Source organism: Stenotrophomonas sp. 364 (assembly GCF_009832905.1).
GTDB classification, from domain to species: Bacteria; Pseudomonadota; Gammaproteobacteria; order Xanthomonadales; family Xanthomonadaceae; genus Stenotrophomonas; species Stenotrophomonas maltophilia_AP.
In genome coordinates, this window is the sequence record NZ_CP047135.1 from 2,201,339 (window position 1) to 2,225,232 (window position 23,894).

At 67.8% G+C, this 23,894-nt stretch carries 21 protein-coding genes; 9 read left to right on the forward strand and 12 right to left on the reverse strand.

Going from position 1 to position 23,894, the window contains the following annotated elements; translation table 11 throughout:
- The first annotated feature begins 205 nt into the window (after window positions 1-205).
- From GQ674_RS10050 to GQ674_RS10070, 5 genes are read left to right on the forward strand one after another with little or no spacing between them, the layout of a single operon-like run.
- Window positions 206-3,070, forward strand: a complete 2,865-nt coding sequence (locus GQ674_RS10050) for a type VI secretion system Vgr family protein (protein ID WP_159496955.1) — start codon at window positions 206-208, stop codon at window positions 3,068-3,070.
- Window positions 3,067-3,576, forward strand: coding sequence for a hypothetical protein (locus tag GQ674_RS10055; RefSeq protein WP_159496956.1), 510 nt, complete (start codon window positions 3,067-3,069; stop codon window positions 3,574-3,576). Before GQ674_RS10050 ends, GQ674_RS10055 begins: the two co-directional genes overlap by 4 nt.
- A gap of 11 nt (window positions 3,577-3,587) precedes the next feature.
- Window positions 3,588-5,492, forward strand: coding sequence for a TIGR02594 family protein (locus GQ674_RS10060; RefSeq protein WP_159496957.1), 1,905 nt, complete (start codon window positions 3,588-3,590; stop codon window positions 5,490-5,492).
- Window positions 5,482-6,228 carry a hypothetical protein gene (locus tag GQ674_RS10065; RefSeq protein ID WP_159496958.1) on the forward strand — a complete coding sequence of 249 codons (747 nt, stop codon included), beginning with the start codon at window positions 5,482-5,484 and terminating at the stop codon, window positions 6,226-6,228. The genes GQ674_RS10060 and GQ674_RS10065 overlap by 11 nt, the downstream gene beginning before the upstream one ends.
- On the forward strand, window positions 6,212-6,757 hold the full coding sequence (locus GQ674_RS10070) for a hypothetical protein (RefSeq protein ID WP_159496959.1): 546 nt from the start codon (window positions 6,212-6,214) through the stop codon (window positions 6,755-6,757). The genes GQ674_RS10065 and GQ674_RS10070 overlap by 17 nt, the downstream gene beginning before the upstream one ends.
- Window positions 6,758-6,770: 13 nt before the next feature.
- On the opposite strand, the gene GQ674_RS10075 is transcribed toward GQ674_RS10070, so the two are convergent.
- Complete coding sequence (locus GQ674_RS10075; protein ID WP_159496960.1) at window positions 6,771-7,265, reverse strand: DUF1543 domain-containing protein; 495 nt, start codon at window positions 7,263-7,265, stop codon at window positions 6,771-6,773.
- Between the two features lie 106 nt (window positions 7,266-7,371).
- On the opposite strand from GQ674_RS10075, the gene GQ674_RS10080 reads away from it, so the two are divergent.
- Window positions 7,372-7,692 (forward strand): hypothetical protein, encoded by a 321-nt coding sequence (locus GQ674_RS10080; protein ID WP_159496961.1) that lies wholly within the window; start codon window positions 7,372-7,374, stop codon window positions 7,690-7,692.
- 81 nt (window positions 7,693-7,773) lie between these two features.
- On the opposite strand, the gene dld is transcribed toward GQ674_RS10080, so the two are convergent.
- The 7 genes from dld to GQ674_RS10115 all read right to left on the reverse strand — a co-directional run bounded on the left by dld (window position 7,774) and on the right by GQ674_RS10115 (window position 15,087).
- Window positions 7,774-9,501: a D-lactate dehydrogenase gene (gene dld, locus GQ674_RS10085; RefSeq protein ID WP_159496962.1), complete on the reverse strand. Its 1,728-nt coding sequence runs from the start codon at window positions 9,499-9,501 to the stop codon at window positions 7,774-7,776.
- The gene (lldD, locus tag GQ674_RS10090; protein ID WP_159496963.1) at window positions 9,498-10,658 is read right to left on the reverse strand and encodes an FMN-dependent L-lactate dehydrogenase LldD; all 1,161 of its coding nucleotides are present in this window, start codon (window positions 10,656-10,658) and stop codon (window positions 9,498-9,500) included. Before lldD ends, dld begins: the two co-directional genes overlap by 4 nt.
- A gap of 5 nt (window positions 10,659-10,663) precedes the next feature.
- Window positions 10,664-11,428: a transcriptional regulator LldR gene (gene lldR / locus GQ674_RS10095; protein ID WP_159499380.1), complete on the reverse strand. Its 765-nt coding sequence runs from the start codon at window positions 11,426-11,428 to the stop codon at window positions 10,664-10,666.
- 39 nt (window positions 11,429-11,467) lie between these two features.
- Window positions 11,468-13,126 carry an L-lactate permease gene (gene lldP, locus GQ674_RS10100; protein ID WP_159496964.1) on the reverse strand — a complete coding sequence of 553 codons (1,659 nt, stop codon included), beginning with the start codon at window positions 13,124-13,126 and terminating at the stop codon, window positions 11,468-11,470.
- 185 nt (window positions 13,127-13,311) lie between these two features.
- Entirely contained in the window at window positions 13,312-13,749 is a 438-nt protein-coding gene (locus GQ674_RS10105; protein ID WP_159496965.1) for a VOC family protein, read from the reverse strand.
- Entirely contained in the window at window positions 13,746-14,204 is a 459-nt protein-coding gene (locus GQ674_RS10110; RefSeq protein WP_159496966.1) for an MgtC/SapB family protein, read from the reverse strand. The genes GQ674_RS10105 and GQ674_RS10110 overlap by 4 nt, the downstream gene beginning before the upstream one ends.
- Before the next feature lie 124 nt (window positions 14,205-14,328).
- A complete protein-coding gene (locus GQ674_RS10115) occupies window positions 14,329-15,087 on the reverse strand; it encodes an SDR family NAD(P)-dependent oxidoreductase (protein ID WP_159496967.1) in 759 nt (252 codons plus the stop codon).
- 209 nt (window positions 15,088-15,296) lie between these two features.
- Here GQ674_RS10115 and GQ674_RS10120 point away from each other — a divergent pair, with 209 nt between their 5' ends.
- Complete coding sequence (locus tag GQ674_RS10120; RefSeq protein ID WP_159496968.1) at window positions 15,297-16,394, forward strand: alkene reductase; 1,098 nt, start codon at window positions 15,297-15,299, stop codon at window positions 16,392-16,394.
- Window positions 16,395-16,493: 99 nt separating this feature from the next.
- Here the strand turns inward: GQ674_RS10120 and GQ674_RS10125 are convergent, their stop codons facing one another.
- Both GQ674_RS10125 and GQ674_RS10130 read right to left on the reverse strand, forming a co-directional pair.
- Window positions 16,494-18,368 (reverse strand): hypothetical protein, encoded by a 1,875-nt coding sequence (locus tag GQ674_RS10125; RefSeq protein ID WP_159496969.1) that lies wholly within the window; start codon window positions 18,366-18,368, stop codon window positions 16,494-16,496.
- A gap of 213 nt (window positions 18,369-18,581) precedes the next feature.
- Window positions 18,582-20,477: a CocE/NonD family hydrolase gene (locus GQ674_RS10130; RefSeq protein WP_159496970.1), complete on the reverse strand. Its 1,896-nt coding sequence runs from the start codon at window positions 20,475-20,477 to the stop codon at window positions 18,582-18,584.
- 193 nt (window positions 20,478-20,670) lie between these two features.
- Here GQ674_RS10130 and GQ674_RS10135 point away from each other — a divergent pair, with 193 nt between their 5' ends.
- Window positions 20,671-21,054, forward strand: a complete 384-nt coding sequence (locus tag GQ674_RS10135) for a hypothetical protein (protein WP_159496971.1) — start codon at window positions 20,671-20,673, stop codon at window positions 21,052-21,054.
- Between the two features lies 1 nt (window position 21,055).
- On the opposite strand, the gene GQ674_RS10140 is transcribed toward GQ674_RS10135, so the two are convergent.
- On the reverse strand, window positions 21,056-21,445 hold the full coding sequence (locus GQ674_RS10140) for a DUF4440 domain-containing protein (protein WP_159496972.1): 390 nt from the start codon (window positions 21,443-21,445) through the stop codon (window positions 21,056-21,058).
- On the reverse strand, window positions 21,442-22,797 hold the full coding sequence (locus GQ674_RS10145; protein WP_159496973.1) for an MFS transporter: 1,356 nt from the start codon (window positions 22,795-22,797) through the stop codon (window positions 21,442-21,444). Before GQ674_RS10145 ends, GQ674_RS10140 begins: the two co-directional genes overlap by 4 nt.
- Before the next feature lie 107 nt (window positions 22,798-22,904).
- Between GQ674_RS10145 and GQ674_RS10150 the strand changes: the two genes are divergently transcribed.
- Window positions 22,905-23,801 (forward strand): LysR family transcriptional regulator, encoded by an 897-nt coding sequence (locus GQ674_RS10150; protein ID WP_159496974.1) that lies wholly within the window; start codon window positions 22,905-22,907, stop codon window positions 23,799-23,801.
- The last annotated feature ends 93 nt before the right edge of the window (window positions 23,802-23,894 follow it).

Sequence of the window (23,894 nt, forward strand, 5' to 3'; positions counted from 1 at the left end):
CGTCACGGTATGCAGCACAATGCGTGGATTCCTTCGCCTGCCGTGCAGCAGGCCACGTCAGGGGGCGTGCTGGAACCAGCGGTGAAAGGACCTGTCAACACGGTTTGCTACTGTTGCCAGGCAGGCGCGCGCGTCCGCACCGAAGCGCGCGTTGCGACTCACGCCGATTCACGCTTCATCACAACCCTGATATGAGCCCGTCGATATGGATGTCTCCCGCTCTCAGTTGTTGGCTTCACTGGCCACGCCTTCCCAACAGGCGCGCCTGATCCAGTTGCAGGGGCCTGCCCCGGACCTGGTGGTCGAACGCTTCGACGGCCAGGAATCGGTCTGCGGCAGTACCCGCTTCGAGATCGATTGTCTGTCCACCGATGCGTTCCTGGATATGGACCCGTGGCTGGAACAGCCGCTGACCCTGCAACTGCGGCAGGCCGACGGCGGCCTGCGCCAGTGGCATGGCCTGTGCACCGAGGTGGCCCAGCTGGGCAGCGACGGCGGCCTGGCCCGCTACAGGTTGACCCTGGAGCCGTGGACGGCGCTGCTGGAGCTGCGCCGCAACGCGGTGATCTTCCAGGACCTGGACACCCGCACCATCTGCGAGCAGATCTTCGGCGACTACCCGCAGGCGGTATTCCGCTTCGACGTGCAGTCGGCCCTGCCCGCGCGCGCCATCACCACCCAGTACCGCGAGAGCGATTGGGACTTTGTGACCCGGCTGCTGGCCGAGGCCGGTCTGGCCTGGCGCATCGAGCAGGCGCAGGGCGGCGAGGCCGCGCACACGCTGGTAGTGTTCGAACCCGGTGCCGAGCTGACCGATCTGGGCGCGCAGCGCTTCCACCGCGCCGACATGGCCGAGGCGCTCGACGGCATCACCGCCTTTGCCGAGCAGCGCCAGCTGGTGCCCAACGCCAGCAGCGTGGCCAGCTGGCACAGCGAGCAGCTGCAGGCGGTGAGCGGCCAGAGCCAGGCCGAGGCCGGTGAGCTGCCCGCGCTGGAAGTCTATGTGCAGCCGCGTGCTGGCCGCTTCGGCAAGGGCGCCTCGGCCGACGATGAGGCCCAGGCCCGTCTGGATGCGCTGCGCGTGCCGATGACCCTGTTCCAGGGCAGCGGCAGCGTGCGCGTGCTGGCCGCCGGCAACCGCTTCACCCTCACCCAGCACCCGCAGCACCAAGGCCAGACCTTCCAGTTGCTGGCGGTGGCGCACGTGGCCGTCAACAACCTGGGCCATGGCATCGTTGAACTGCTCGGCGAATCGGCACTTGAGAACGGGAGCTACCGCAACCGCTTCCTGGCCGCACCCAGCGACGCGCCGATCCGCGCCCTGCCGCAGGACCGGCCCACCCTGCACGGCCCGCAGACCGCGCGCGTGGTCGGCGTGGCCGACAGCGTGGTCACCCCCAACCGCGAGCACCAGGTGCGCATCCAGTTTGGCTGGCAGCGCGGTACCGCACCCAACCCGGGCGGGCTGACCGACACCGGCAGCAAGCTCACCGGGCATGCGCCCGGCGACCAGACCAGCGGCAGCTGGGTGCCGGTGGCCGAGTGGGTGGCCGGCCCCAACTGGGGCACGCACTTCCTGCCGCGCATCGGCAGTGAGGTACTGGTGGAGTTTCTGCACGGGGACATCGACCAGCCGCGCATCACCGGCCAGCTCTACAACGGCGAGGTCGCCCCGCCCTTTGGCGGCGGCATCGACGAGAAGGCCCAGCACCCCGGCGTGCTCAGCGGCCTGCATACGCAGTCCCACGATGGCGGCGGCACCCAGCAGTGGGTGATCGACGACACGCCCGGGCAGCTGCGCACGCGCCTGCAGACCTCGCTGGCCGACAGCCGGCTGGAACTGGGCTACCTGATCGAGCACGGCGACACCCGGCGCGGCGCGCTGCGCGGCCAGGGCTTCGAGCTGGCCACCCAGGGCTGGGGAAACGTGCATGCGGCCAAGGGCCTGCTGATCTCCACCACGGCGCGCAGCAATGGCGCCTCCACGGTGCTGGACAGCAACGAGGCCGTCGCCCAGCTCAAGGGCGCCGAGCGCAGCCTGGAAGGCATGCACGACACCCTGCGGCAGCAGAACGTGCCGGCACTGACGGCGCTGAAAAGCACCACCCAGCTGCGCGAGAAGATCGACCCGCAGGTGGACGGCAAGTACGACGGCGAGGTCAACGGCCAGTCGGCAATGAAGCCCGACGATGGCCGCACCCCAGGCAGCAACCCGGTGGAGCGCTTTGCTGCGGCCCTTCTGCTGGCCGAATCGCCCGAGCAGATCTTCTGGACCACGCCGGCCAGTGCAGTGGCCTACGCCGGGCAGAACCTGCAGATGACCGTGCAGCAGGACCTGCACATCAGCGCCGGCGAAACCGTCTCCACCGTGTCCGGCGAGCACACCGCGCTGTTTGCGCAGGAAGGCCCGATCAAGGTCATCGCCGCCCAGGGTCCGGTGAGCCTGCAGGCGCACACCGGCGAGCTGGAGCTGCTGGCCGACCAGGCCATCACCATCACCGCCACCGACGACCGCATCGACGTGCTGGCCCAGCAGAAAGTGGTGCTGCAGGCCGGTAACAGTGCAATCACGCTGGAAGGTGGGGACATCACCTTCAGCTGCCCCGGCACCTTTACCGTCAAGGCTGGGCAGCATCCCTTCCTGGGCGGCGCCAGCGACGCCGCCGCCGTTCCTGCCCTGCCCGACCAGACCTTCGCCTTTACCGACAGCCTGCGCTTCGCGGTGGAAGGCGCGGACGTGCTGGCCGGCGACCTGGGTTGGACCAACCTGCCCTTCAAGATCGTCGACCAGGACAACAAGGAAGTGGCCGCCGGCACCGTGGGCGAGGATGGCCGCCTGCCGCGCGTGATGTCCGAGGGGCTGGGCAGGACGCTCACCCTGCAGGTCGGCGAGGACAAGTGGGAGAAGATCACCGCCGCTACCGGCGCGCCGCCGGAAGAAGACGGCGACAACGATGACGACCCCGATGGCGACCGCTACCGCGGCGAGCTGGATGCCGCCGCGCAGACGGGCGCCCTGACCCCGGAGCAGATCCTCGAACTGCTCGGCAACGAGAACGATCACGCATGAAAACCCTGTCGTATCTGCTGCTGGCCGCCGCGATCGCCGCCGCCCCGGCGCAGGCCCAGCAGTACAAGCCCGGTACCGCCACCATCGCCAGCGCGCAAGGCACGCTGCGGGTGAACTCGGGCCTGGTCAACCATTTCAACGCGCACAGCTTCTACGTCTACAGCTTCCAGTGGCAGCCGCAGGGCAAGGACGCGGTGTGGAACCAGGTGCCGCTGCTGGCCAAACCGGATGCGGCGCCCAGCGAATTCGTATTCAAGACCACCGCGACCGCGGACTTCCCGTTGAGCGACGCCCGCGTGGTGCAGGCCGGCGGAAAGACCTGGCTGTCCACGGCCCAGCTCAAGTATGAGGACACGCCGTACGACGACAACGCCAGCGTGGAGCTGAAGCGCTATGAGCTGGTGCGCCAGCCGGACGAAGACCGCTGGGTGTTCGTGCTGCGCAGCACCCGCAACGTTGGCAAGAAAACCGTCACCCAGGCGCTGGCAGCGCCACCGTCCCCCTGAGCGTCGAGCCCATGACCACGTACATCAGCGCGGTATTTCACAAGGACATCCGCACGGTGGAATTCACCGCTGCGAACGGCGACAAGATGTTGCGCACCGGCGGTACGTTGGCGTGGCTGCTCAACAACCCGGGCAACCTGCGGCCAGGTGGCAAGTACGTCAGCATGATCGGCCAGGCCGACACGGCCAGCGGCAAGTTCGCCATCTTTTCCAGCGTCGAGGAAGGCCGCAAGGAGAAGCGCGCCCTGCTGCGCCGCAAGTACAACGACATGACGCTGTACAACGCGATGCACACCTACGCCCCGGAAGGCGAGAACGACACGGCCAAGTACCTGGCGTTCGTGCGCAAGAAGTCTGGCGCCACCGACCAGACCGTCATCAAGGACATGACCGACGAGCAGTTCAACGGCATGGTTGCGGCGATGGAGCAGTACGAAGGCTTCAACGCGAATGCGGACACCCGCAAGGAAAAGATCGTGCACGCCACCCAGGTGTCGCTGTCCGATGGCGCCAAGCCGCTGCCATCCTTCCCCGTGGTGGCCAAGACCAGCACCGGAAAGGAGAAGAAACTCACCACCAACGCCTATGGCGTGCTGCCGGCCTTCATCACCAGCAAGCCGGGTGAGATGGTGCAGCTGTTCGCCGAAGAGGCCGGCAAGGTCGGCACCAAGATCGGCGAGTTCGTGCTGGACCAGGCGTCGGCGTCGCTGCTGTTCGCGCGACCGCTGGTCACTGCGCTGGCCGGCTCGCAGCCGCACAACCCGGACGGCGGTCCGCGCGACGCCAAGCGCGCGCCGATCCGCTATGTGATCCAGCCAAAGGACACGCTCGGCACGGTGGCCAGCAAGTTCAAGACCAGCGTGGACGAACTGGTCAGCAACAACCGGATCCGGGACCGCAACAAGGTCTTTCCGGGCGAGGTGATCTGGATCTACGGCCCGGCACCGCAGGGCAGCACGTCCGGCGCGGCCGCCAACGATGCCGCGTCAGCCGCTGCCAAAAACAGCTATGCGATCAAGCGCGGCGACACGCTGTCGGGCATCGCCGACCGCCACGGCGTGTCGGTGGACCAGCTCATGGCGGCCAACCCGGCGATCAAGGACCGCAACAAGATCAGCCCCGGGCAGTCGATCAACCTGCCGACCGGCGCGAAGAAGGCCGAACCGGCCTCCACCGCCGTGACCAAACCCAAGACCGGCCAACCGCCCGCCTCGAGCAAGCCGAGCGGGCCGGCACCCAGCCTGGTCAAGCCGCCGCCGGTCGCCCCGCCCAAGCAGCCGGCCGTGAAGCCGCCGGCGGCGGTGGACACCCGGCCGGTGCGCAGTGCGGAGAACCAGGCCCATCCGATCGCGTTGGTGCCGTATTCCCAGCAACGGGCGCCGTGGATCGAGCACGCTTACGCGCAGGCCAAGAAGTGGTCGGGCAAGAAGGAAGGGGTCATCACCAAGACGATCAACTTCCACGAGGAAATCGGCTACGGCAAGCAGTTCAAGACCATGGCTGGCGGAGACAACGCCTGGTGTGCCTCGTTTGTGAACTACTGCATGCGCAAGGCCGGGTACCCCATCTCCAGCCCGCATCCGTACCGCGCCCGCTCGTTCGCCGCCGATACCACCAACTACGTGCAGATCGATGCACCGGTATTCGGCGCGATCGCGCTGGTCAAGACCAGCCACGTGGGCTTTGTGTACGCGCTTGATGGCAGCAGCCCGATCCTGCTGGGCGGCAACCAGAGCGACCAGATCAACTTCGTCAAATACAATCCTGCGTCGCTGCGCTATTACGTGCCCAAGGCCTACCTGGCCTTCGCCAACAAAGAACTGAAGGACCCGAAACTCGATGCGACCCACGCCAAAACCCTCAATGACGCCCTCGGCATCGTCGTCGTCACCAAGGCCAGCGGCAATGAGCGTTGACCGCAGCGGCTGGCTCGCCGTGGCCTGCGCGCTGGCGTTGGCCGCATGCGGCGGGCCTGGCAAGGCGGCGACGGATACCGCTGCCGCCCCTGAAGGCCCCGCCGCAACCGCAGCGACGGCAGCGCCCGCGCAGCCGGCTGCCGGTGGGTTTGCCGTCCTGCCCGCCCTGCCCGGCAGTGAAACCGACGGCCTGGGCATCCGCGAGCCGCTGAAGCTGGTGCATTACCGAGACACCGCCGGTGAAGGCCTGCTGGTGCTGACGCGTACCGATACCCGCACGCACGACGCCGACAGCGACCAGGACATGGACGTGGCCACCTTGACCGCCACCCTGTACGGCCGCGCCACCGCCGACGCCCCCTTTGTGCAGCGTTGGCAGAGCGAAAGCCCGACCGAGTGCGAAGGCCTCGACCTGGACGCGGGCTACTTCCTCGACCAGGTGGGCGCCAGCGACCTGGACGGCGATGGTGTGGCCGAGCTCACCCTGGCCAGCCACAGCTTCTGCGGCGGCGGCGTGGACCCGCAGCAGATCGTGATCGAGCTGCGCCGCGACAACGATGTCTACCGCATCGACGGCGAATCGCTGGTCACCATCGAAGGCGACGCGCCGTTCGGCGGCGAGCGCCAGGACAGCGCGTCCTACAAGGATGCCCCGCCGCTGTTCCAGAAGCACATGGATGCCGTCTGGAAGGCCGTCTACGCGCGGCGTGGCGGACAGGATGAAGCGACGCCGTAATCGCGCGGACACACGCCTTCGTGTGCCCCGGAGCGGCGGGCTTGCCGTTATCTGGCTACTGGTGTCGACCACCAGCGGTGTGGCGGCAGGCAGCACGGAACGCCCGCCGCTGTCCCACCGCAGCCCGGCCTCGATCAGCGACGTCGCGGGCCGCGGCGATGACGTGATTTTCAAGCGGGACACCCGTACGGTCCGGATATGGCTGGGATCGGCGGTCGATGGCTGGCGGGTGAACTGCGCCCACACCCGCGCACTTGCCTGGGGCCGCCCCTGGGACCAGATGCCGCCCGGCACCACGCCCTACTCCACTGTGTTTCTGTTGGACCTGGAGCAGGAGCGGATTCTGGCGCGTTTCTCCATCGTGCACGGTCCTTACGAGACCGCCTTCAGCGCGGACGGGCGTTGGGCGCGGGTGGATGACATCGTCCTGCGCCAGCGTGATGGCGAACGCGCCACGGTCACGGTGGCCGCAGCGGAGCAGGCCGAAAGTTGCCCTTCCATGCACCGGGAGCCGTCGCCCACGGGCTGAGGTACGCCCGCGCTCAGCCGATCACGATGTAGTCACTGACCAGCGCGATCTCCGCATGCGCGCCTGGCTCCAGCTGCACGTAGCGGCCGCCCACCTGGTCGATGGCGATGCAGTCGTCCACGTCCAGCACCGCGTCGGTATGCGGCATGATCCAACTGGCGTCGCGCAGGCCCTTGGCCTTCTGCCTGGCATCGGCCACGTCAGCGGCGACCAGCAGCAGGTAGTCGTGCGCCTCGCCCAGCGCGCGTGGCACGTAGCCGCCCAGGTTGACGAAGAACAGGCGCGGCGCAGCCGGGCCCGGGGCAACATCGCCGAAACGGACCTGATGGCCGTCGACCCCGTCCACCGCCAGCCAGCCGTCCACGTGCAGGCCCTTGGCGTCACCGAACCACTCCCGGCGCAACTGTGGGTAGGCATCCTCGGGGCGGTCGACATTGGCGAAGGCCACGTCATGGACTTCGATGCGCGCACGCGCATGGCGCCCGCCCAGCATGAACACGTGCAGCACTGCCCTCTCCCACTCTTTTGCGACGGCGTGCAGTGTAGCGTTGCCACCACGCGAAGATCGCGGCGGCAGTGGTATCGTCAGCGCCTGAATCCGCAGGAGCGACCCCATGACTTTCCATTCGCGCAGCGTTACTTCCGGTCGCCTGGCCGCCACGCTGGCCCTTGTCGCCAGCCTGGCGCTCGGCGCCTGCGTCAGCACCCCCGGCCCGCAGGTGAAGGGTCCGGGCCTGTGCAAGGCCGAGGGACTGGACTGGGCGGTGGGGAAGACGGCCGACGAAGCCACCATGCGCAAGCTGTCGGCGCAGAGCGGTGCCGGGCTGGTCAACCCGATCGGCCCGGAAACGATCACCACCCGTGACCTTCGCCAGGATCGCCTGCGCGTGTTCATCGACAAGCAGAACGTGATCACCGCCGTCCGCTGCGAGTGATTCCCCACCGGGTAGAGCCACCCCATGGGTGGCTGTGCCATCAGATCGCGGGTTTTCCGTGCAGCCACCCATGGGGTGGCTCTACCCCGTTCCGGTTCCGGTGCAGTCGCAGCCGTTCCAGTGGCGCGTTTTGGGCGTCTGGCCGATGCCCGGGTTGAACGTGTTGCTGGGATCCAACTGCTGATAGAACGCGACCAGTGCCGGCTTGGCCGGGTACAGGTGGCCCACGTTGTGTTCGGCCGGGTACTCGGCACCACGCGCGTCCAGCAATGCCCACATCGCATGCTCGATCGCCAGCGGATCTTCGCCTTTGCGCACGATGTAGTCCTGGTGGAACACGTGGCAGAAGAAGTGCCCGTAATACAGCTTGCCGGCCAGCTTGGCGTCGATGTCCGCCGGCAGCTGTTCCACCCACTGGCGGTCATCGCGGCGCAAGGCCACGTCCAGCGCGACGATATCCTGCACTGCATCGCGGTGTACGTCGCGATACCGCACGGCCGCGCCTGCCACCGCAAAGCGATGCAGGAATGCCTTGCGGCCTTCATCGGCGGTGCATGCGAAGAAGTCACCCTCGCCATCGGCGAAGTGCGTGCGCAGGAAGGTCTCGGTGGCGGCCGCATCCCCTGCCGATACCTTCAGCAGCAGGTGGTGCTCGTAACGGTCACGGAACTGCTTCATGCGGGGCGGCAGGTGCCCCGGCAGCAGGCGCATCATGGCCTGGATGACCCGGTCGGTGGCCCCAAGCAGCCCGACCATTTCGAACCAACCGTCGATGCGGCTCTTCAGCGCGAATGCAGCCGGTACCCGCGCGGTGCCCAGGCGATCGATGAGCAGGAAGGTGTCCTTGCCGTAGCGCTCGCCGATATCAAACGCGTCGCGATGCAGGTACTCGCCGGAAATCGGCAGGCGCTCAAAGGCCGTCAGCAGGTGTCGGCGGACCGCGGTGAGATCCTCCATCGCGTTGCTGCCGATGTAGAACACCTCGGCCGGTTCGCGCGCGAAGGTATCCAGCCGCACCGCGAACACCGCCAGCTTGCCGGCCGAACCGGCCGCTTCGTAGTGGCGTGAGGGATCGGCGTTATAGCGGGCCGGGGTGGACGCATCGACCTGGCGTACCTGCTCGGCATAGCGCGGATCGGAGGCGGCGCGGTCCGTGCGGTTGTCCACGTCGGTGCGTGCGTAGTCGCCGCGCTGCAGCCGCTCCAGGATCTGCTCGGGGGTGTCGCCCAGCGCGATGCCGAGATGATTGACCAGCTGCAGTCGCCCGTCCGCGTCGACCTGGGCGAACAGCGCCATCTCGGTATAGGCCGGGCCTCGCCGCACCAGCGCGCCGCCGGAATTGTTGCAGACCCCGCCCAGCACCGAGGCACCAATGCACGACGAGCCGATCACCGAGTGGGGTTCGCGGTCCAGCGGCGCCAGTACCTTCTCCAACCGGTCCAACGTCGCCCCGGGCAGGCAGACCACCTGTCGGCCCTCGTTGATCAGCTGCACGCCAGTCAGGCGCAGCGTGTTGAGGATCACCACCGGCCGGTCGTAGTCCGCGCCGTCGGGCGTGGAGCCGCCAGTCAGGCCGGTGTTGGCGGCCTGCATGATGACCACGGCATCGGCAGCCACCACCGCCTGCAGCACGCGCCACTGCTCCAGCAGCGTACCCGGGCGGACCACCGCCAGCACCGGGCCGTTACCGAAGCGGTAGCCCTTGCGGAAGCGCCGGGTCGGCTTGTCGCCGCACAGCACGTGCGCATTGCCGACGATCGCACGCAGCTGCGCCAACAGCGTGGCCGGGCCCTGGGATGCAGCGTTCATGGCGCGGCCGCGAGGCGACGGGTGGCGTCCACCAGCGAATCGCGGCTGATGTCGGCGATGGTCTTCGCCCCGGTGAGCGTCATCGCCACCCGCATTTCCTTGGCCATCAGGTCCAGCAGATGGGCCACGCCGGCCTCGCCCTGCGCGGCCAGTGCATAGACGAACGCACGGCCCAGCAGCACGCTGTCGGCGCCCAGCGCGAGCATGCGCACCACGTCCAGGCCACTGCGGATGCCCGAGTCGGCCAGGATCTTCAGTTCGCCCTTCACCGCATCGGCAATGGCCGGCAGCGCACGCGCGGTGGACAGCACGCCATCCAGCTGGCGGCCGCCGTGGTTGGAGACCACGATGCCATCGGCGCCGAACCGCACCGCGTCGCGCGCGTCGTCCGGGTCGAGAATGCCCTTGATCACCATGGGTCCTGACCAGAATTCACGGATCCACTCCAGGTCTTTCCAGGAGATGGAGGGATCGAAGTTGGCACCCAGCCAGCCGATGTAGTCCGCCAGCCCGGTCGGACTGCCGCGATAGGTGGAAATGTTGCCCAGGTCATGCGGGCGGCCGCGCAGGCCCACGTCCCACGCCCAGCACGGATGGGTAGCGGCCTGCAGCATGCGCCGCAGCGGCGCGTTGGGGCCGCTCATGCCCGAGTGGGCGTCGCGGTAGCGCGCGCCGGGGGTGGGCATGTCCACGGTGAACACCAGCGTGGTGACCCCGGCGGCCTTGGCCCGCTCCAGCGCATTGCGCATGAAGCCGCGGTCCTTCAGCACATACAGTTGGAACCACATCGGCCGATCGATGGCCGGCGCCACTTCTTCGATCGGGCACACCGACACCGTCGACAGGGTGAAGGGGATGCCGCGGCTGGCCGCCGCGCGCGCCGCCTGCACCTCACCGCGTCGCGCATACATCCCGGTCAGCCCGACCGGCGCCAGCGCCACCGGCATCGCCAGGCGCTCGCCGAACAGGGTGGTTTCCAGACTCAGCTCGGCCATGTTGCGCAGCACGCGCTGACGCAGCGCGATGTCGGCCAGGTCGGACACGTTGCGCTTGAGCGTGTGTTCGGCATACGCGCCGCCATCGATGTAGTGGAACAGGAACGGCGGCAGCCTGCGCTGCGCAGCCGCGCGGTAATCGGTGGAGGCGGAGATGATCATGGGAATCAACCGTGGGCGGAAGGAAGCCGCGAAGCGCGCGTGCGCCGGGCCTCGTTGTCGTCGAGCGTGCGCAGCGAGGTGTGCACGAATTCCAGATGGGCGTGTGCGGCGGCGCGCGCGCGTTCGGGATCGCCGGACAGCACCCCGTCCATCATTTCCCGGTGCTGCACCGACAACGGTTCGAACGTGCGTGGCGAGGTGTAGAGCTTTTCGCGGCTCTGCGAGATGTTGGTCTGCAACAGCTCGAACAGGCCGCGCATCACCTGCAGCAACACCAGGTTGTGCGAAGCCTCGGCGATGGCCAGGTGGAAGGCCGCATCGGCGCGCGCCTCACCGGCCGGATCGTCCTTGCCGTGTGCGGCCATCATGGTGTTGAAGGCGTCGCGGATCTTCGCCCGGTCCGCATCGGTGGCGCGCAGCGCGGCGTGCCAGGCGGTGGCGCCTTCCAGCGCGTGGCGGATCTCCAGCACGTCGAAGCGGTACTCCGGGTCGCCCTGGAACAGCGGCAGGTACGGCATCAGCGGTTCGTCGATGGCCTGCCGGGCCCGCGCGGCGGGTTCGGCTACGTAGGTGCCACCGCCTACCCGCGCGGTCAGCAGGCCCTGGCTGGCCAGCTGCGCGATGGCCTCGCGCAGGGCGGTGCGTGACACCCCCAGCTGCACGGCCAGCGCCCGCTCGGCCGGCAACCGATCCCCCGGCTGCAGGTTCTGCGTGCTCACCAGGCCACGCAGCTGCGCGGCCACTTTGTCGGACAGGCGTTCGTTCTTCATGCCGTCATTGTCGCCCGCGTGGCGTGATCCGCGCATGGCTCAGGGAATCATCCAGGTGAGCCAGTACGCCTGCAGCGTGGTGATGATGCCCACCATCACCGTGAAGATCAGGCTGTGCTTGACCGTGAAGCGGAACAGGTCGGACTCCTTGCCGGCCAGCCCCACCGCCGCGCAGGCGATGGCGATGGACTGCGGGGAAATCATCTTGCCGGTCACCCCGCCGGTGGTGTTGGCCGCCACCAGCAGCACCTCGGACACGCCGATCTGCTGGGCGGTGGTGGCCTGCAGCGCCGAGAACAGCGCGTTGGAGGAAGTGTCCGAGCCGGTCAGGAACACGCCCAGCCAGCCCAGGAACGGCGAGAAGAAGGTAAAGGCCTTGCCTGTATGGGCCAGGGCCAGCGCCAACGTGGCCGACAGCCCCGAGTAGTTGGCGATGAAGGCAAAGGCCAGCACCATGCCGATCGAGTAGATGGGCACCTTCAGCTCGTTGGCGGTCTCACCGAAGGTGCGCAGCGCCGCGGCCGGGCGCATCTTCAGCAGCACGATGGCCAGCACCGCGCCAAGCATGATGGCGGTGCCGGTGGCTGATACCGCATCGAACTTGTACACCGCCTCGTAGGCGCTGGGCGATGGGACGATGGGCGGCATCTTCTGCACCAGCTGGTCCAGCCCCGGCACCGGCAGCTTCAGCACCCAGTGCTCCAGCGGCCCGCCAGCGGCGAACAACGCCTTGAACGGCTTGATGCTCCACACGGTGACCATCGCGGTGAGGATCAGGAACGGCGACCACGCCTTGATGATCTGCCCGGTGCTGTAACGCGGGGCGTCCACTGCCTGCGCTGCGGCCTCGGCACTGGTTTCGGTATCGAAGCGGAAGATCCGCACCGGCTTCCAGCGGCGCAGGAACAGGGTCAGGCACACCAGCGAGGCCAGCGAGGCGGTGATGTCGGGCAGTTCCGGCCCGATGAAGTTGGAGGTCAGGTACTGCGCGATGGCGAACGAGCCGCCGGCCACCAGCACTGCCGGCCAGGTTTCCTTGACGCCGCGCCAGCCGTCCATGATCGCCATGATCCAGAACAGCACGATGATGGTCAGGAACGGCAGCTGGCGGCCGGCCATCTGCCCGATCTCGAACGGATCCAGGCCGGTGACCTGCCCCGCCACGATGATCGGAATGCCCATCGCGCCAAAGGCGACCGGTGCGGTGTTGACGATCAGGCACAGCCCGGCCGCATACAGCGGCTTGAAGCCCAGCCCGACCAGCAGCGCGGCGGTGATCGCCACCGGCGCACCGAAACCGGCCGCCCCTTCCAGGAACGCACCGAAGGCGAAGCCGACCATCAGCATCTGCAGGCGCTGGTCTTCGGTGACCGACAGGATCGAGGCGCGGATGATGTCGAACTGACCGGTCTTGACCGAGACCTTGTACAGGAACACCGCGCCCAGGATGATCCAGGCGATCGGCCACAGCCCGTAGATGAAGCCGTACGCGCCGGCCGCGAACGCCTGCTGCAGCGGCATGCGGTAGAACAGCAGCGCCACCGCCAGGGCGATGGCCACGGTGAGCGTTCCAGCCAGCCAGCCCTTCATGCGCAGCACGGCCAGGGCGACGAAGAAGAAGGCGATCGGCAACAGCGCGATCAGGCTGGACAGCCACAGGTTGCCAGCGGGGTCATACAGTTGTTGCCAGGGCTGCATCGGCGGATCTCAACGGAACGGACGGAAGGCCGCGCACGGGAGGTGCGGGCCGGCATGCATTCCTCCACCTCACCATTGGTATGACCAATGGCTCAAGAAGGGTCAGGAAGTGTCCGCATTGAAACGCCAATTGCGTGACAGGCCTATTAGACCATAGCTCTATGCCTCGCGTTTTGGTATGACCATTAGCTGCAGCCGCAGTCGCTGGCCGGGCCCTTCAGCTCCACCCCGTTGCCGTCCGGGTCGTACAGGTACACCGACAGGCCATCGCCCTCGGCGCCGAAGTTGTTCGCCGGTTTGCCGCGCAGTTCCACCGCGTGCATCTGCAGGTGCGCCCTCAGCTGTTCAACATCGAACGGCTCCACCCGCAGGCACAGGTGCTCCAGGTTGCGTCCCTGCGTACCCGCCGCCGCGCCACCGGGGGTGCCGAGCTTTCCGTCCACGGCGACCAGATCGATCATCGACGTGCCGGCGTGCATGTGCACCATGCCCAGCGACGGTCGCTCGCGCGCCACCGTGCAGCCGAGTACATCGCGGTAGAACGCCACCGCACGCGGCAGGTCCTGCACGCGCAGCACGATGTGGTCGATATGCTGGATCTGGAAGGGACGGTCGCTGCTCATGATGCCTCCAGTTTCTTGGCGATCCGACTGAACACCGCCAGCACGATCAGACACAGGATGCTGACGCCGATGGCGATGACGTACTCGCCGATGCCGACCGCGATGCCGATCGACGCCGACATGATCAGGGAGCTGGCCGTGGTCAGGCCGCTGACCTGGTCATCGCGCGTCCCGCGCAGGATGGTGCCGGCCGCTACGAAACCTACGCAGGCCACTACCGCCTCGATGAGACGGACCGGATCGACCTGCAGCAGGTCGCGATAGCGCTCCTGCTGGAAGTGTTCGGCGATGCTGTCGCCGAGGCCCACAATCAAGGCGGCCGCGCCGGCAATGAGCATGTGGGTGCGCAGACCGGCCGCGTGTTTGCCCATCTCGCGTTCGATGCCGATCAAGCCACCAAACACCATGGCTGCGGCAATCCGCAGCAGTATCGATAGATCCTGTTCCAGTCCCATCCGTACATCCTCGCCTGTTCGACCCAGCCTTGCGTGGGGCACGTGGCAGCGCCGTGAAGAGGCGCGTGAGGCGGATGTGCACGGTCATGCGGCAGTGGGTTGCCGCATGACCGCCAGGCACCGGTTACTGCGCCAGGTAGCCGCCATCGATGGCGTAATACGTGCCGGTCGCGAACGAGGCATCGTCGCTGGCCAGCCAGGCCACCAGCGCGGCGACCTCATCGGGCTGGCCGAGACGGCCCAGCGCGTGCTTGCTTTCCAACGCCTGCCTGACCGTCGGGTCCATCTTGTCCAGCAGCGGGGTGGCGATGAAGCCGGGGCCGACCGCATTGACCCGGATCCTGTCGCCGGCGTGCTCCCACGCCGCGGTCTGGGTCAACCCGACCACCCCGTGCTTGGCGGCCACGTAGGCAGCGGAATTGTTGAACCCCACCTGCCCCAGGATGGAGGCCATGTTGATGATGCTGCCGCCCTTGCCGCCGCCGCGCATGGCCTGGATCTGCGCTCGCTGGCACAGGAACACACTGGTGAGATTGACGTCGATGACGCGCTTCCAGCCGTCCACCGGGTAGTCGCCGCTGGTCGCCGACGGTCCGCCGATGCCGGCGTTGTTGACGGCGATGTGCAGGCCGCCCAGTTCCTGCACGGTGCGCTGTACCGCCGCTTCAACGGCCTTTTCGTCGGTGACGTCGACCGCGATGCCGATCGCCTTGACACCCTTGCCGCGCAGCGCCTCGGCGGTCTCCTGCACCGCATCGTCCTTCAGATCCCACACCGCCACCGCTGCGCCGGATGCTGCGAGCAGTTCGGCCGCGGCCAGGCCGATGCCGGACACACCACCGGTCACGATCGCCACCTTGCCCTTAAGCTGATAATCAATCATCGCGTTGTACCTCTGGTTGGAACATGTCGCAGGAAACACCTGCATCCGGCACTACGCTACGCCGGCCGTGCGTTACGCAACGTGCACACAGACGCCCGCAACAATGCTTCCCATCGCTGCAACGCACCTGTGCCTATGCTGGCGGTCGTACGTCCACATTCTGTTTGTCCAGGCTGCATCGACGCAGCCCTCCCCCCAAAGGTATGCCCATGACTTCCACCAGTGACGGCCCATTGTTCACCCCTACCCGGCTCGGCGCGATCGCGGTGGCCAACCGCATCGCGATGGCCCCGCTCACCCGCAACCGCGCCATTGAAGGGCGCGTGCCCAATCCCCTGGCGATCCAGTACTACGAACAGCGCGCCAGCGCCGGCCTGATCATTGCCGAGGCTACCCAGATCAGCCCGCTCGGCCAGGGCTACCTGGACACCCCCGGGATCTACAGCCAGGACCAGATCGACGCCTGGAAGAAGGTCACCGACGCGGTGCATGCGCGCGCCGGCAAGATCGTGCTGCAGCTGTGGCACGTCGGCCGGATCTCGCACACCAGCCTGCTGCCCGACGGTGAGGTGCCGGTGGCGCCGAGTGCGCTGCCGGCCAAGGCCAAGACCTTTACCAGCAAAGGCTTCGAGGATGTCTCGGCACCCCGCGCACTGGAACTCTCCGAGATTCCCGGATTGATCCAGGACTACCGCCAGGCAGCGCGCAATGCGATCACCGCCGGCTTCGATGGCGTGGAAGTGCACGCGGCCAACGGCTACCTGATCGACCAGTTCCTGCGCGACGGCAGCAACCAGCGCACCGACGAATACGGTGGCAGCATCGAGAACCGCACGCGCCTGCTGGATGAGGTGGTCCGTGCCATCGCATCGGAGATTGGCCCCGAGCGCACCGGCGTGCGCCTCTCCCCGGTGACCCCGGCCAACGACGCTGCCGACTCCAATCCCCAGCCACTGTTCGAACGCGCCGTGGAGCGCCTGGATGCGATTGGCCCGCTGGCCTTCATCCACGTCATCGAAGGCGCCACCGGCGGCCCGCGCGACAACATCGCGTTCGACTACGCCGCGCTGCGCGCGAAGTTCAAGGGGGCGTGGATCGCCAACAACGGCTACACCAAGGACACCGCCGAAGCCGCCATCGCCTCCGGCTACGCCGACGTGATCGCCTTCGGTCGTCCGTTCATTGCCAACCCCGATCTGGTTGAACGCCTGCGCCTGGGCGTTGCATTGTCCGACCTCGACCCGGACACCCTGTACGGCGGCGGCTCGCGCGGCTACACCGATTACCCGAGCGTCTCGGGCGCATGACACACGCACCGACCCGGTAGAGCCGACCGTTGGTCGGCGGTGCTTGGTAATACCGACCGTTGGTCGGCTGTCGTGGGTAATGCCGGTCGCTGGCCGGCATTACCGCATCGCGGGCGTGACGTTGCCGCCCTGCAACACCGGCATCAACGCATCTGGCAACCGGCAGGGTTGCTGCGGCGTGCTGTCCTGCCGCCATCCCTTGCCCAGCATGACCCCTGCTCCCCGTGCGAGCACGTCATCACCAGGCGCCGGGCAGCTGACGTCACTGACCAGCACCTGCCCGTCGCGATCCAGCCACTGCTGCACGAAATACGGGCCATCGGCCAGCTGCATCGTGCCCAGGTTGAGCCGGACCACTGCCTGCCCCTGCACGTTTCCCTGCCAGATCGTTTCCAGCGCCATGCCGGTGAAGGCCAGGCGTCGCCGCATCAAGACCCTGTAATCCGCACCCAGCAGGGTCAGTTCCTCATCGCCGTCCTCCAGAGAACGCCGCGTCAGTGTGCGGTCTTCGCCCCACGGCAGGATCTCCAGGTACCGGGGAGGCAGCGGCTCGCTGCCATCGGCCAGCATCAGACCCTGCTGCCCCTCGCGGCGGAACACCACACGCCGTGCATCCATGTGCTCGACCCCATCGACAGCGCTCCCGATCACCTTGCCAAGCGCGATGTTGTACGGCTGGTTCTGGCCGATGGCCTGGTTCCACAGCAGCAGCAACGGCGGCACCACGTGATCGTCATCGATCGCCAGACCTTCGGGCACCGTGTGTGCGGTGGTGCCATCCCACCACAACCGCGGCGAGGACTCGCCCACGAACGTGCCCAGCAGGCCCCCGGCCACCGCGTCCAGCCTGTCGACACTGGACGGGGCGAACATCACCTGGCCCTTGCAGTCGAATACGGCAGCAGTGCGACCGTCGGCAGCAGCCCGAACGCGCCACGCGGGTGCCTGCCGTTGCTCGGCATCGGGCGCGTCCAGCACCGCAACCAGCGCGGCCGACACCTCGGTGGGCGGCGAGGCATCGTCATCCTGCACCCCCCACCAGCGACCCCCGCAGTAGTCCATCCGAACACTGCCGCGGGGCGTGGGCAGTGGGGCGAAGCGACCGTCGGCCATCAGCCAGCCGGGTTCGGGGGTGTCGTGCTCGCTGCCGGTGGCGTAGCGGCTGACCTGCCCGGGCCAGTCGCGCCGGCCTGCGCTGCCGCCGTACTGGCGATAGCGTGGGTACAGGCCCTGTTGCCGGTAGCGGGCCGCATCTGTTGCCCTGCCCTGCGCATCTACCCGCCGCCACAGCTCGCCCTGACGCAACCACCAGCCGCCGTCGCTGAGCGGCAGCAGCGCGTCAATATCGTCGGCAAACAACGTGGCGCCGGCTTCGTTCTGCACGTTGCACTGCGTGGGCACCTCGACACTGCAGGACACATACACGTGGCGGCCGACGAAGGGCCCGGCCACCCACTGCGCCTTGCGTTCGTCCAGCAGCATGACCGGCTGCCCCTCCAGGTCATGGAAACGCAGCGGGCCGCTGCGGGCGTTCCACACCACGCGATCGGGCACCGCAAGCGGCAGCCACTCGCCATCATTCAGGGCCGGTAGACGCACGTGGCCCAGTGCATCCACCACGCCCCAGCCACCCACCGGGTCGCCGTCGGCGCGGATGAACGCCTTCCATAACGGGTCGCCGGGGGCGGCCTGCGGCAGCACGAAGGGCGTGTGGTACTCAGTGTAACCGTGGTCCTCGCGCAGCAGCCGTCCTGCATCGTCGTACCACTGCTGGGGCGTGGCGTCGCCCTGTGCGCGCATCCAGCGATCGGCAGCCAGCCGCACCATGCGCTCGCCGTTGGGTGCCACCAGCAGGCGGCCATCGGCGGCTACCAGCGCATCGGCGCCGAAGCGGTGGCCCAGCACGGTGAACGACTGCGCCTGCACCGGCGTGGCCAGCGCGGCCAGCGCCGTCAGCACGAACATCCTTTTCATCGGTCACATCAGGAGAAACGGAATCGCACGCTAACGCCTGTGCACGGGCGACGCAATGCGGGTAGAGCCGACCGTTGGTCGGCTGCCCATGCAGCCGGATCCGCGCGAAGGCAGCCGACCAACGGTCGGCTCTACCGGTGTGGGGACGATCTGCGTGCAGCCGACCAACGGTCGGCTCTACCCGGGCGTTGAAGGTTATCCGTGCGTCCGCGGTCAATACACCGGCAACGAAATGAAGCTCGCCTGCTGCGGTGCGTGCCACACCTGCTGCGTCGCCTTCTGGTAATCGCCCGGCTTGGCCAGGTAGATGTTCGGCACGAAGGTCTGCGGGTTGCGGTCGTACAGCGGGAACAGGCTGGACTGCACCTGCACCATCACCCGGTGGCCCGGCTGGAACACATGGTTGGCCGTGGGCAAGCCGAACCGGTAGTCCAGCACCTGGTTGGCCGCGATCGCCTTGGGCGCGCTGAAACTCTCGCGGTAGCGCCCGCGGAATATCGCCATCGACACCGCCAGTTCATAGCCGCCCATCTCCGGCGTGGACGGGGTCTGGTCGGGGTACACGTCGATCAGCTTCACCACCCAGTCGGCATCGCTGCCGGTGGTCGCCGCGGCGAGGTTCACCTGCGGCGCGCCGCCGATGCGCAGCGGTTCGGTCAACGGTTCGCTGACGAAGGTGAGTACGTCGGGCCGCCCGTCCACGAAACGCTGGTCCTTCACCAGCCAGCTGGTCCACATGTCGCGGTCGGCGAAGCGCACCGGGCGCGGTACGAACGGCACCGGCTTGGCCGGGTCCGCCACGTATGCCTCGTAGGTGGCTTCGCCTGGCTGCGGCGCCTCGAACGACAGCTTGCCGCCCGCACGCAGATACAGCGGCTTGCTCTTTGCCACCGTCCGCGGCCACTGCTGCAGCTTGTCCCAGTGGTTCTCGCCGGTGTTGTAGATCAGCACCGGCGGCGTATCGGCCTTGGCCGCGCCGTCCACGAGGTACTGGTCGAAGAACGGCTTGAGCACGTCGCGGCGGAACTGCAATGCGGTGTCACCGTCGAACTTGAGCGCACCCAGGCTGCTGCCGTCGTAGTTCACCTGGCTGTGCCGCCACGGGCCCATCACCAGGTAATTGAGCGTGTTGCTGCTGTCGCGCGGCTCCATCGCCGCATAGCTGTGCACCGCACCCCACATGTCTTCCTGGTCCCACAGGCCTTGCAGCCACATGGTGGGCACCTTCAGCGGGGTCTTGGCCATCTGCGCGTCCAGCGCCTGTTCCTGCCAGAACGCATCGTAGGCCGGGTGCTCGATCAGCTTGTGCCACCACGGCAGCTGATCCAGCCCGTTGGCGCGCGCGTAGTCGCCGGCCGAGCCGGCACGCAGGAAGGTGGTGTAGTCGTCATAGCCAACGCTGGGAATCGACGGCCCCTTGCCGCGTTTGGCCAGCTGGCCGGTGAAGTAGCCGAAATTGACCTGGCGGAAGGCGCCGTAGTTGAGCCAGTCATCGCCCATCCAGCCGTCGATCATCGGACTCTGCGGCGCGGCAACCTTCAGTGCCGGGTGCGGGTTGGTCAGCGCCATCACCACGGTGAAGCCTTCATACGAAGAGCCGAGCATGCCGACCTTGCCGTTGCTTTCGGGCACGTGTTTGACCAGCCAGTCGATGGTGTCCCACGCATCGGTGGCATGGTCCACCTTGGTGCTGTTGAGTGGCCCGCGCAGCGGCCGGGTCATCACGTAATCGCCTTCGGAGCCGTACTTGCCGCGGATGTCCTGGAACACCCGGATGTAGCCGCCGTCAACGAATACCTCGTCGCCCTGCGGGAGGATGTCGCGCATGTTCGGCGAATCGATGCGCTTGGCGCGGTTGGCCGCGTCATACGGGGTGCGGGTCAACAGGATCGGGGCATGCTTTGCGCCCTTGGGCACCACGATCACCGTGTAGAGCTTGGTGCCGTCGCGCATCGGCACCATCACCACGCGCTTGTCGTAGTTGTCGGCAGCGGTGGGGGTCACAAATCCCTTGGCCGGGATATCCGGGGTCATCGGCGCGGTCTGCGCCGACACGCTGGCGGCAATCATGAGGCTCAACAACACGACAGGCACGACACGGACACGCATGGGCTCTCTCCCGGCAGGTGGCGGCGAACAACCCCTGAAGCCTAGCGCCGCCCGCGCCGCGCCAGTAGGTGCCGTTTGTCCCTGCCGCCCGCATTCAGCCATCAACCACCGGATCGTGCAAAGCCACGCGCGGCACCCCAGAATGGGCCCCGGGGTCCACAGGGGCACGCTCCACCGGACAAGGCGGCCGATGATGAAGAACCCCTACACACTGCAGGCACTGGTGCGCGCCGAGCTGGCGTCGCGGGAGGAAGAGCAGCGCATCTATTTCCAGATGCGCGATGCCGTTGTTGCTGGCGCGCCATTCCAGCCCATCGCCGACCTGGAAGCGCTGGCTGACGTCCTGCAGGACGCCAGCTGCTACGTGGCGCATAACGTGGTGACCTGGAAGGGGCGCACCGCCCTGGTCGGCGGGCGCACCTTCCTTGCCACGGCGGCCAATGTGGTCGCCTTCCTGCGTGGCGCAATGCAGGCCGGCGATGTGCGGCCGCTGCTCATCGCGCCCTGCTTCAGCGCGCGACCCGACCGCGTGGTGTTGGTCGACGAAGACCAGCTCGGCCTTTACCACGTGCGCTGATTCAGGCGCTGGCTGTTTCATGCAGCGCCAACCAGCGCCATTGCCCGTGCTCCTGGCGAAGCACGGCCAGCGATTCCCGCCAACGCATCGCGCCCTCCTCCACGCCCTGGCCTTCGCGATAGCGCAGCAGGGCCAGCGGCGACGGCAGGGCCGTGGCCTGCACCGATTCGATGGCGATCACCAGCCCGCGGCGTGCGCCGTGGCTGCCGGCGAACAACACCTGCACGGCATCGCGATCCAGGCGCTGGCCGGCGACGCCTACCATGCTGAAGTCTTCGCTGAAACGCGCCATCAGCGTGTCCAGTGCGGACACCGGGATGCGCGCGTTGAACCAGTCTTCGATCAGCACATGCAGTGCGTGGATTTCATGCAGGGCGGAGGTGTCGGTCATACAGAGATCCTCAAGGTCAGGGTGGACGCCGGCAGGCGCCAGAGCAGAAGCAGCGGCAGCAGGGTCATGCCGGCGGCCAGCAGCAGGGTCAACGTAAAGGCGCGGTCAGGCGTCACCGACGACAGCGCCGCCAGCACGCAGGCCAGCACCGCGGCGGCCAGGCAGAAACTGAGTTGGCGGTTGAGATTCCAGAGCGCGCTGCCCGGCAGCAGTTCGTCGTCGGCCATGCCTTGGAATGCGAGCGTCTGCGCGCTGCTGCTGCACAGGCTGCCGCCCAGCCCCATCAGCGCGAATGCCAGCATGGGCATCCCCGGCTGGCCAGGATGGATGCCGATCAACAGCACGATGCCCACGGCCTGGCACAGCATGCCCGCGCTCAACAGCGGCCGCGCACCGATGCGCGGCAGCCAGTGCCGCGTAGTGGCGATCGCGCAGGCCGAGGCGAGCGCCCAGGGCAGCATGAAACCGCCGATGGCGGCCGGGGTGTAGCCCTGCCGGTGCAGGAGCAGCGTTGCCACCAGCTGGGTCCCGATGAACGTGCCCGGCACCAGCAGGTACACCACCATGGCCAGGCGCAGCGTGGGGTGTCGCAGCAACGTCCAGTGCAGCACCGGCTGCGCGGTGCGTCGCGCGGTACGCGCATAGACCACGAGCACGGCCGTGGCGGCCATCAGCAACCCGATGCCCAGCGTGCGCTGCTGCGCCTCGGCGATCTGGCTCAGGGCCACCAGCAACAGGCTCAGGCCCAGCGAACCCAGCACCAGGCCGCGCCGGTCCAGCCGCGGCAGCGCCCGCGGCGCCTCGTAGCGGACCCACGCGGCGGCCAGTAGCAGGGTCAGCGCGGCCATTGGCACGCTGGCCAGCAGTACCCAGCGCCATGACCCCAGCCCGACCAGCCAGCCGCCCAGGGTCGGCGACAGCGCCGGCACCAGCAGCGCCACGGCCATGATGCGCGCGGTGAGGCGGCCACGTTCGGCCGGTGGGCAATGCCGGTAGGCCATCGCCTGCCCGACCGGAATCAGCAACCCGCCACCCAGCCCCTGCAGCAGCCGCCAGCCGATCAGCGCTTCGATGCTGGGCGCAGTGCCGGCCAGGATCGCGCCCAGCGCGAACACCGCCAGCGACAGGCACAGCAACCGGCGCTCGCCCAGCCGCGCAGCCAGCCAGCTGCCCAGCGGGATCACCAGGGTCAGGCCCAGCATGTAGGCGTTGCCGATCCACGCCAGCTGCGGCACCGAGGCGTGCAGGTCGGTCGCCACGGCCGGATAGGCCACCGTGCCGATGAACATGTTGACCAGGTCCAGCGAGAACCCGAGCAGGTACAGCAGCTCCACTTTGGCGCGATAGGTCATGCGGCACTCCCGTTGCGAGGCGGCAGCATGCGCGCTGGGCGGCGCTGGATAAACCGAACATCCAATGCAAGACTGTCAAACAATTTTTGACACAAGAGGCGTGCGCGATGGTCAGCCTGGACCGCTTCGAGACCTTCAAGGCCGTGGTCGATGCCGGCAGCCTCACCGCGGCCGCGCAGCGCCTGGGCCAGAGCAAGGCTGTGGTGAGCTTCAACCTGAAACGGCTGGAGCAGGAACTGGGCGTGACCCTGCTGGTGCGCAACACCCGCAGCCTGGCACTGACCGAGGCCGGCGAGCGCTTCCACCAGCACTGCGTGGCGATGCTGGCCACGGCCGAACAGGCCATCGAAGAGGCGCGCAGCGAACAACTGCAACTGCGCGGCACGCTGCGCCTGACCACCACGCCCGAATACGCGGCGGCCAAGCTGGTGCCGCTGCTGGAGGGGTTCCGCGCCCTGCACCCGCAGCTGCGGCTGCACCTGTCGACCACACCGGCGCATGCCGACCTGATTCCCGAGCGTTTCGACCTGGCCATCCGGTTGGGGCGCATGGCCGATTCCGAGCTGCGCGCCACCCTGCTTGATGAGCACGCGTTGTGCGCAGTGGCTGCGCCGTCGGTGTTGGCGGGGTTGCCCGATGAGGCCGCGCGTGACGACCCGGAGTGGGTGCGTACGCTGCCGCGGTTGGGTTATCCGCGTCTGGCGGACCTGCCGTTGATCGCCCCCGATGGCAGCGACCAGATGTTTGCCAGCAACCCCGCCGATGCGGTGGTCACAGTGGACAATGCGTCCACGCTGCGTGCATTCGCGCTGGCCGGGGCCGGGGCGACGGTGCTGCCGCAGTGGTTGATTGCCGAGGATCTGGCGTCAGGCCGGCTGGTGCTGATCCTGCGCGGGCACCGCTTTCCGCGCCAGGGGGTGTATGCGGTGTTTCCCAACACCGCACATCCATCGCGACGGGTGCAGTTGTTGCTGGCGCACCTGCGCCAGCATCTGCCCGGTTGAGCTGCGGCAGGCACGACCAACGGTCGTGCCCTACCAGGTTGCGTACGGGGTTGGCCGTCATGGCGGCAACCCCCTGCGGGTAGGTACCGACCG

What these genes read in the sequence shown, in the direction of transcription:
- GQ674_RS10115 (WP_159496967.1), bottom strand. Translation starts at nt 15,087, where the DNA reads ATGATTGATTATCAGCTTAAGGGCAAGGTGGCGATCGTGACCGGTGGT.
- lldR (WP_159499380.1), bottom strand. Translation starts at nt 11,428, where the DNA reads ATGAAGAACGAACGCCTGTCCGACAAAGTGGCCGCGCAGCTGCGTGGC.
- GQ674_RS10055 (WP_159496956.1), top strand. Translation starts at nt 3,067, where the DNA reads ATGAAAACCCTGTCGTATCTGCTGCTGGCCGCCGCGATCGCCGCCGCC.
- lldD (WP_159496963.1), bottom strand. Translation starts at nt 10,658, where the DNA reads ATGATCATCTCCGCCTCCACCGATTACCGCGCGGCTGCGCAGCGCAGG.
- GQ674_RS10065 (WP_159496958.1), top strand. Translation starts at nt 5,482, where the DNA reads ATGAGCGTTGACCGCAGCGGCTGGCTCGCCGTGGCCTGCGCGCTGGCG.
- GQ674_RS10105 (WP_159496965.1), bottom strand. Translation starts at nt 13,749, where the DNA reads ATGAGCAGCGACCGTCCCTTCCAGATCCAGCATATCGACCACATCGTG.
- GQ674_RS10140 (WP_159496972.1), bottom strand. Translation starts at nt 21,445, where the DNA reads ATGACCGACACCTCCGCCCTGCATGAAATCCACGCACTGCATGTGCTG.
- GQ674_RS10050 (WP_159496955.1), top strand. Translation starts at nt 206, where the DNA reads ATGGATGTCTCCCGCTCTCAGTTGTTGGCTTCACTGGCCACGCCTTCC.
- GQ674_RS10125 (WP_159496969.1), bottom strand. Translation starts at nt 18,368, where the DNA reads ATGAAAAGGATGTTCGTGCTGACGGCGCTGGCCGCGCTGGCCACGCCG.
- GQ674_RS10060 (WP_159496957.1), top strand. Translation starts at nt 3,588, where the DNA reads ATGACCACGTACATCAGCGCGGTATTTCACAAGGACATCCGCACGGTG.
- GQ674_RS10145 (WP_159496973.1), bottom strand. Translation starts at nt 22,797, where the DNA reads ATGACCTATCGCGCCAAAGTGGAGCTGCTGTACCTGCTCGGGTTCTCG.
- GQ674_RS10080 (WP_159496961.1), top strand. Translation starts at nt 7,372, where the DNA reads ATGACTTTCCATTCGCGCAGCGTTACTTCCGGTCGCCTGGCCGCCACG.
- GQ674_RS10135 (WP_159496971.1), top strand. Translation starts at nt 20,671, where the DNA reads ATGAAGAACCCCTACACACTGCAGGCACTGGTGCGCGCCGAGCTGGCG.
- GQ674_RS10110 (WP_159496966.1), bottom strand. Translation starts at nt 14,204, where the DNA reads ATGGGACTGGAACAGGATCTATCGATACTGCTGCGGATTGCCGCAGCC.
- dld (WP_159496962.1), bottom strand. Translation starts at nt 9,501, where the DNA reads ATGAACGCTGCATCCCAGGGCCCGGCCACGCTGTTGGCGCAGCTGCGT.
- GQ674_RS10070 (WP_159496959.1), top strand. Translation starts at nt 6,212, where the DNA reads ATGAAGCGACGCCGTAATCGCGCGGACACACGCCTTCGTGTGCCCCGG.
- GQ674_RS10120 (WP_159496968.1), top strand. Translation starts at nt 15,297, where the DNA reads ATGACTTCCACCAGTGACGGCCCATTGTTCACCCCTACCCGGCTCGGC.
- GQ674_RS10150 (WP_159496974.1), top strand. Translation starts at nt 22,905, where the DNA reads ATGGTCAGCCTGGACCGCTTCGAGACCTTCAAGGCCGTGGTCGATGCC.
- lldP (WP_159496964.1), bottom strand. Translation starts at nt 13,126, where the DNA reads ATGCAGCCCTGGCAACAACTGTATGACCCCGCTGGCAACCTGTGGCTG.
- GQ674_RS10130 (WP_159496970.1), bottom strand. Translation starts at nt 20,477, where the DNA reads ATGCGTGTCCGTGTCGTGCCTGTCGTGTTGTTGAGCCTCATGATTGCC.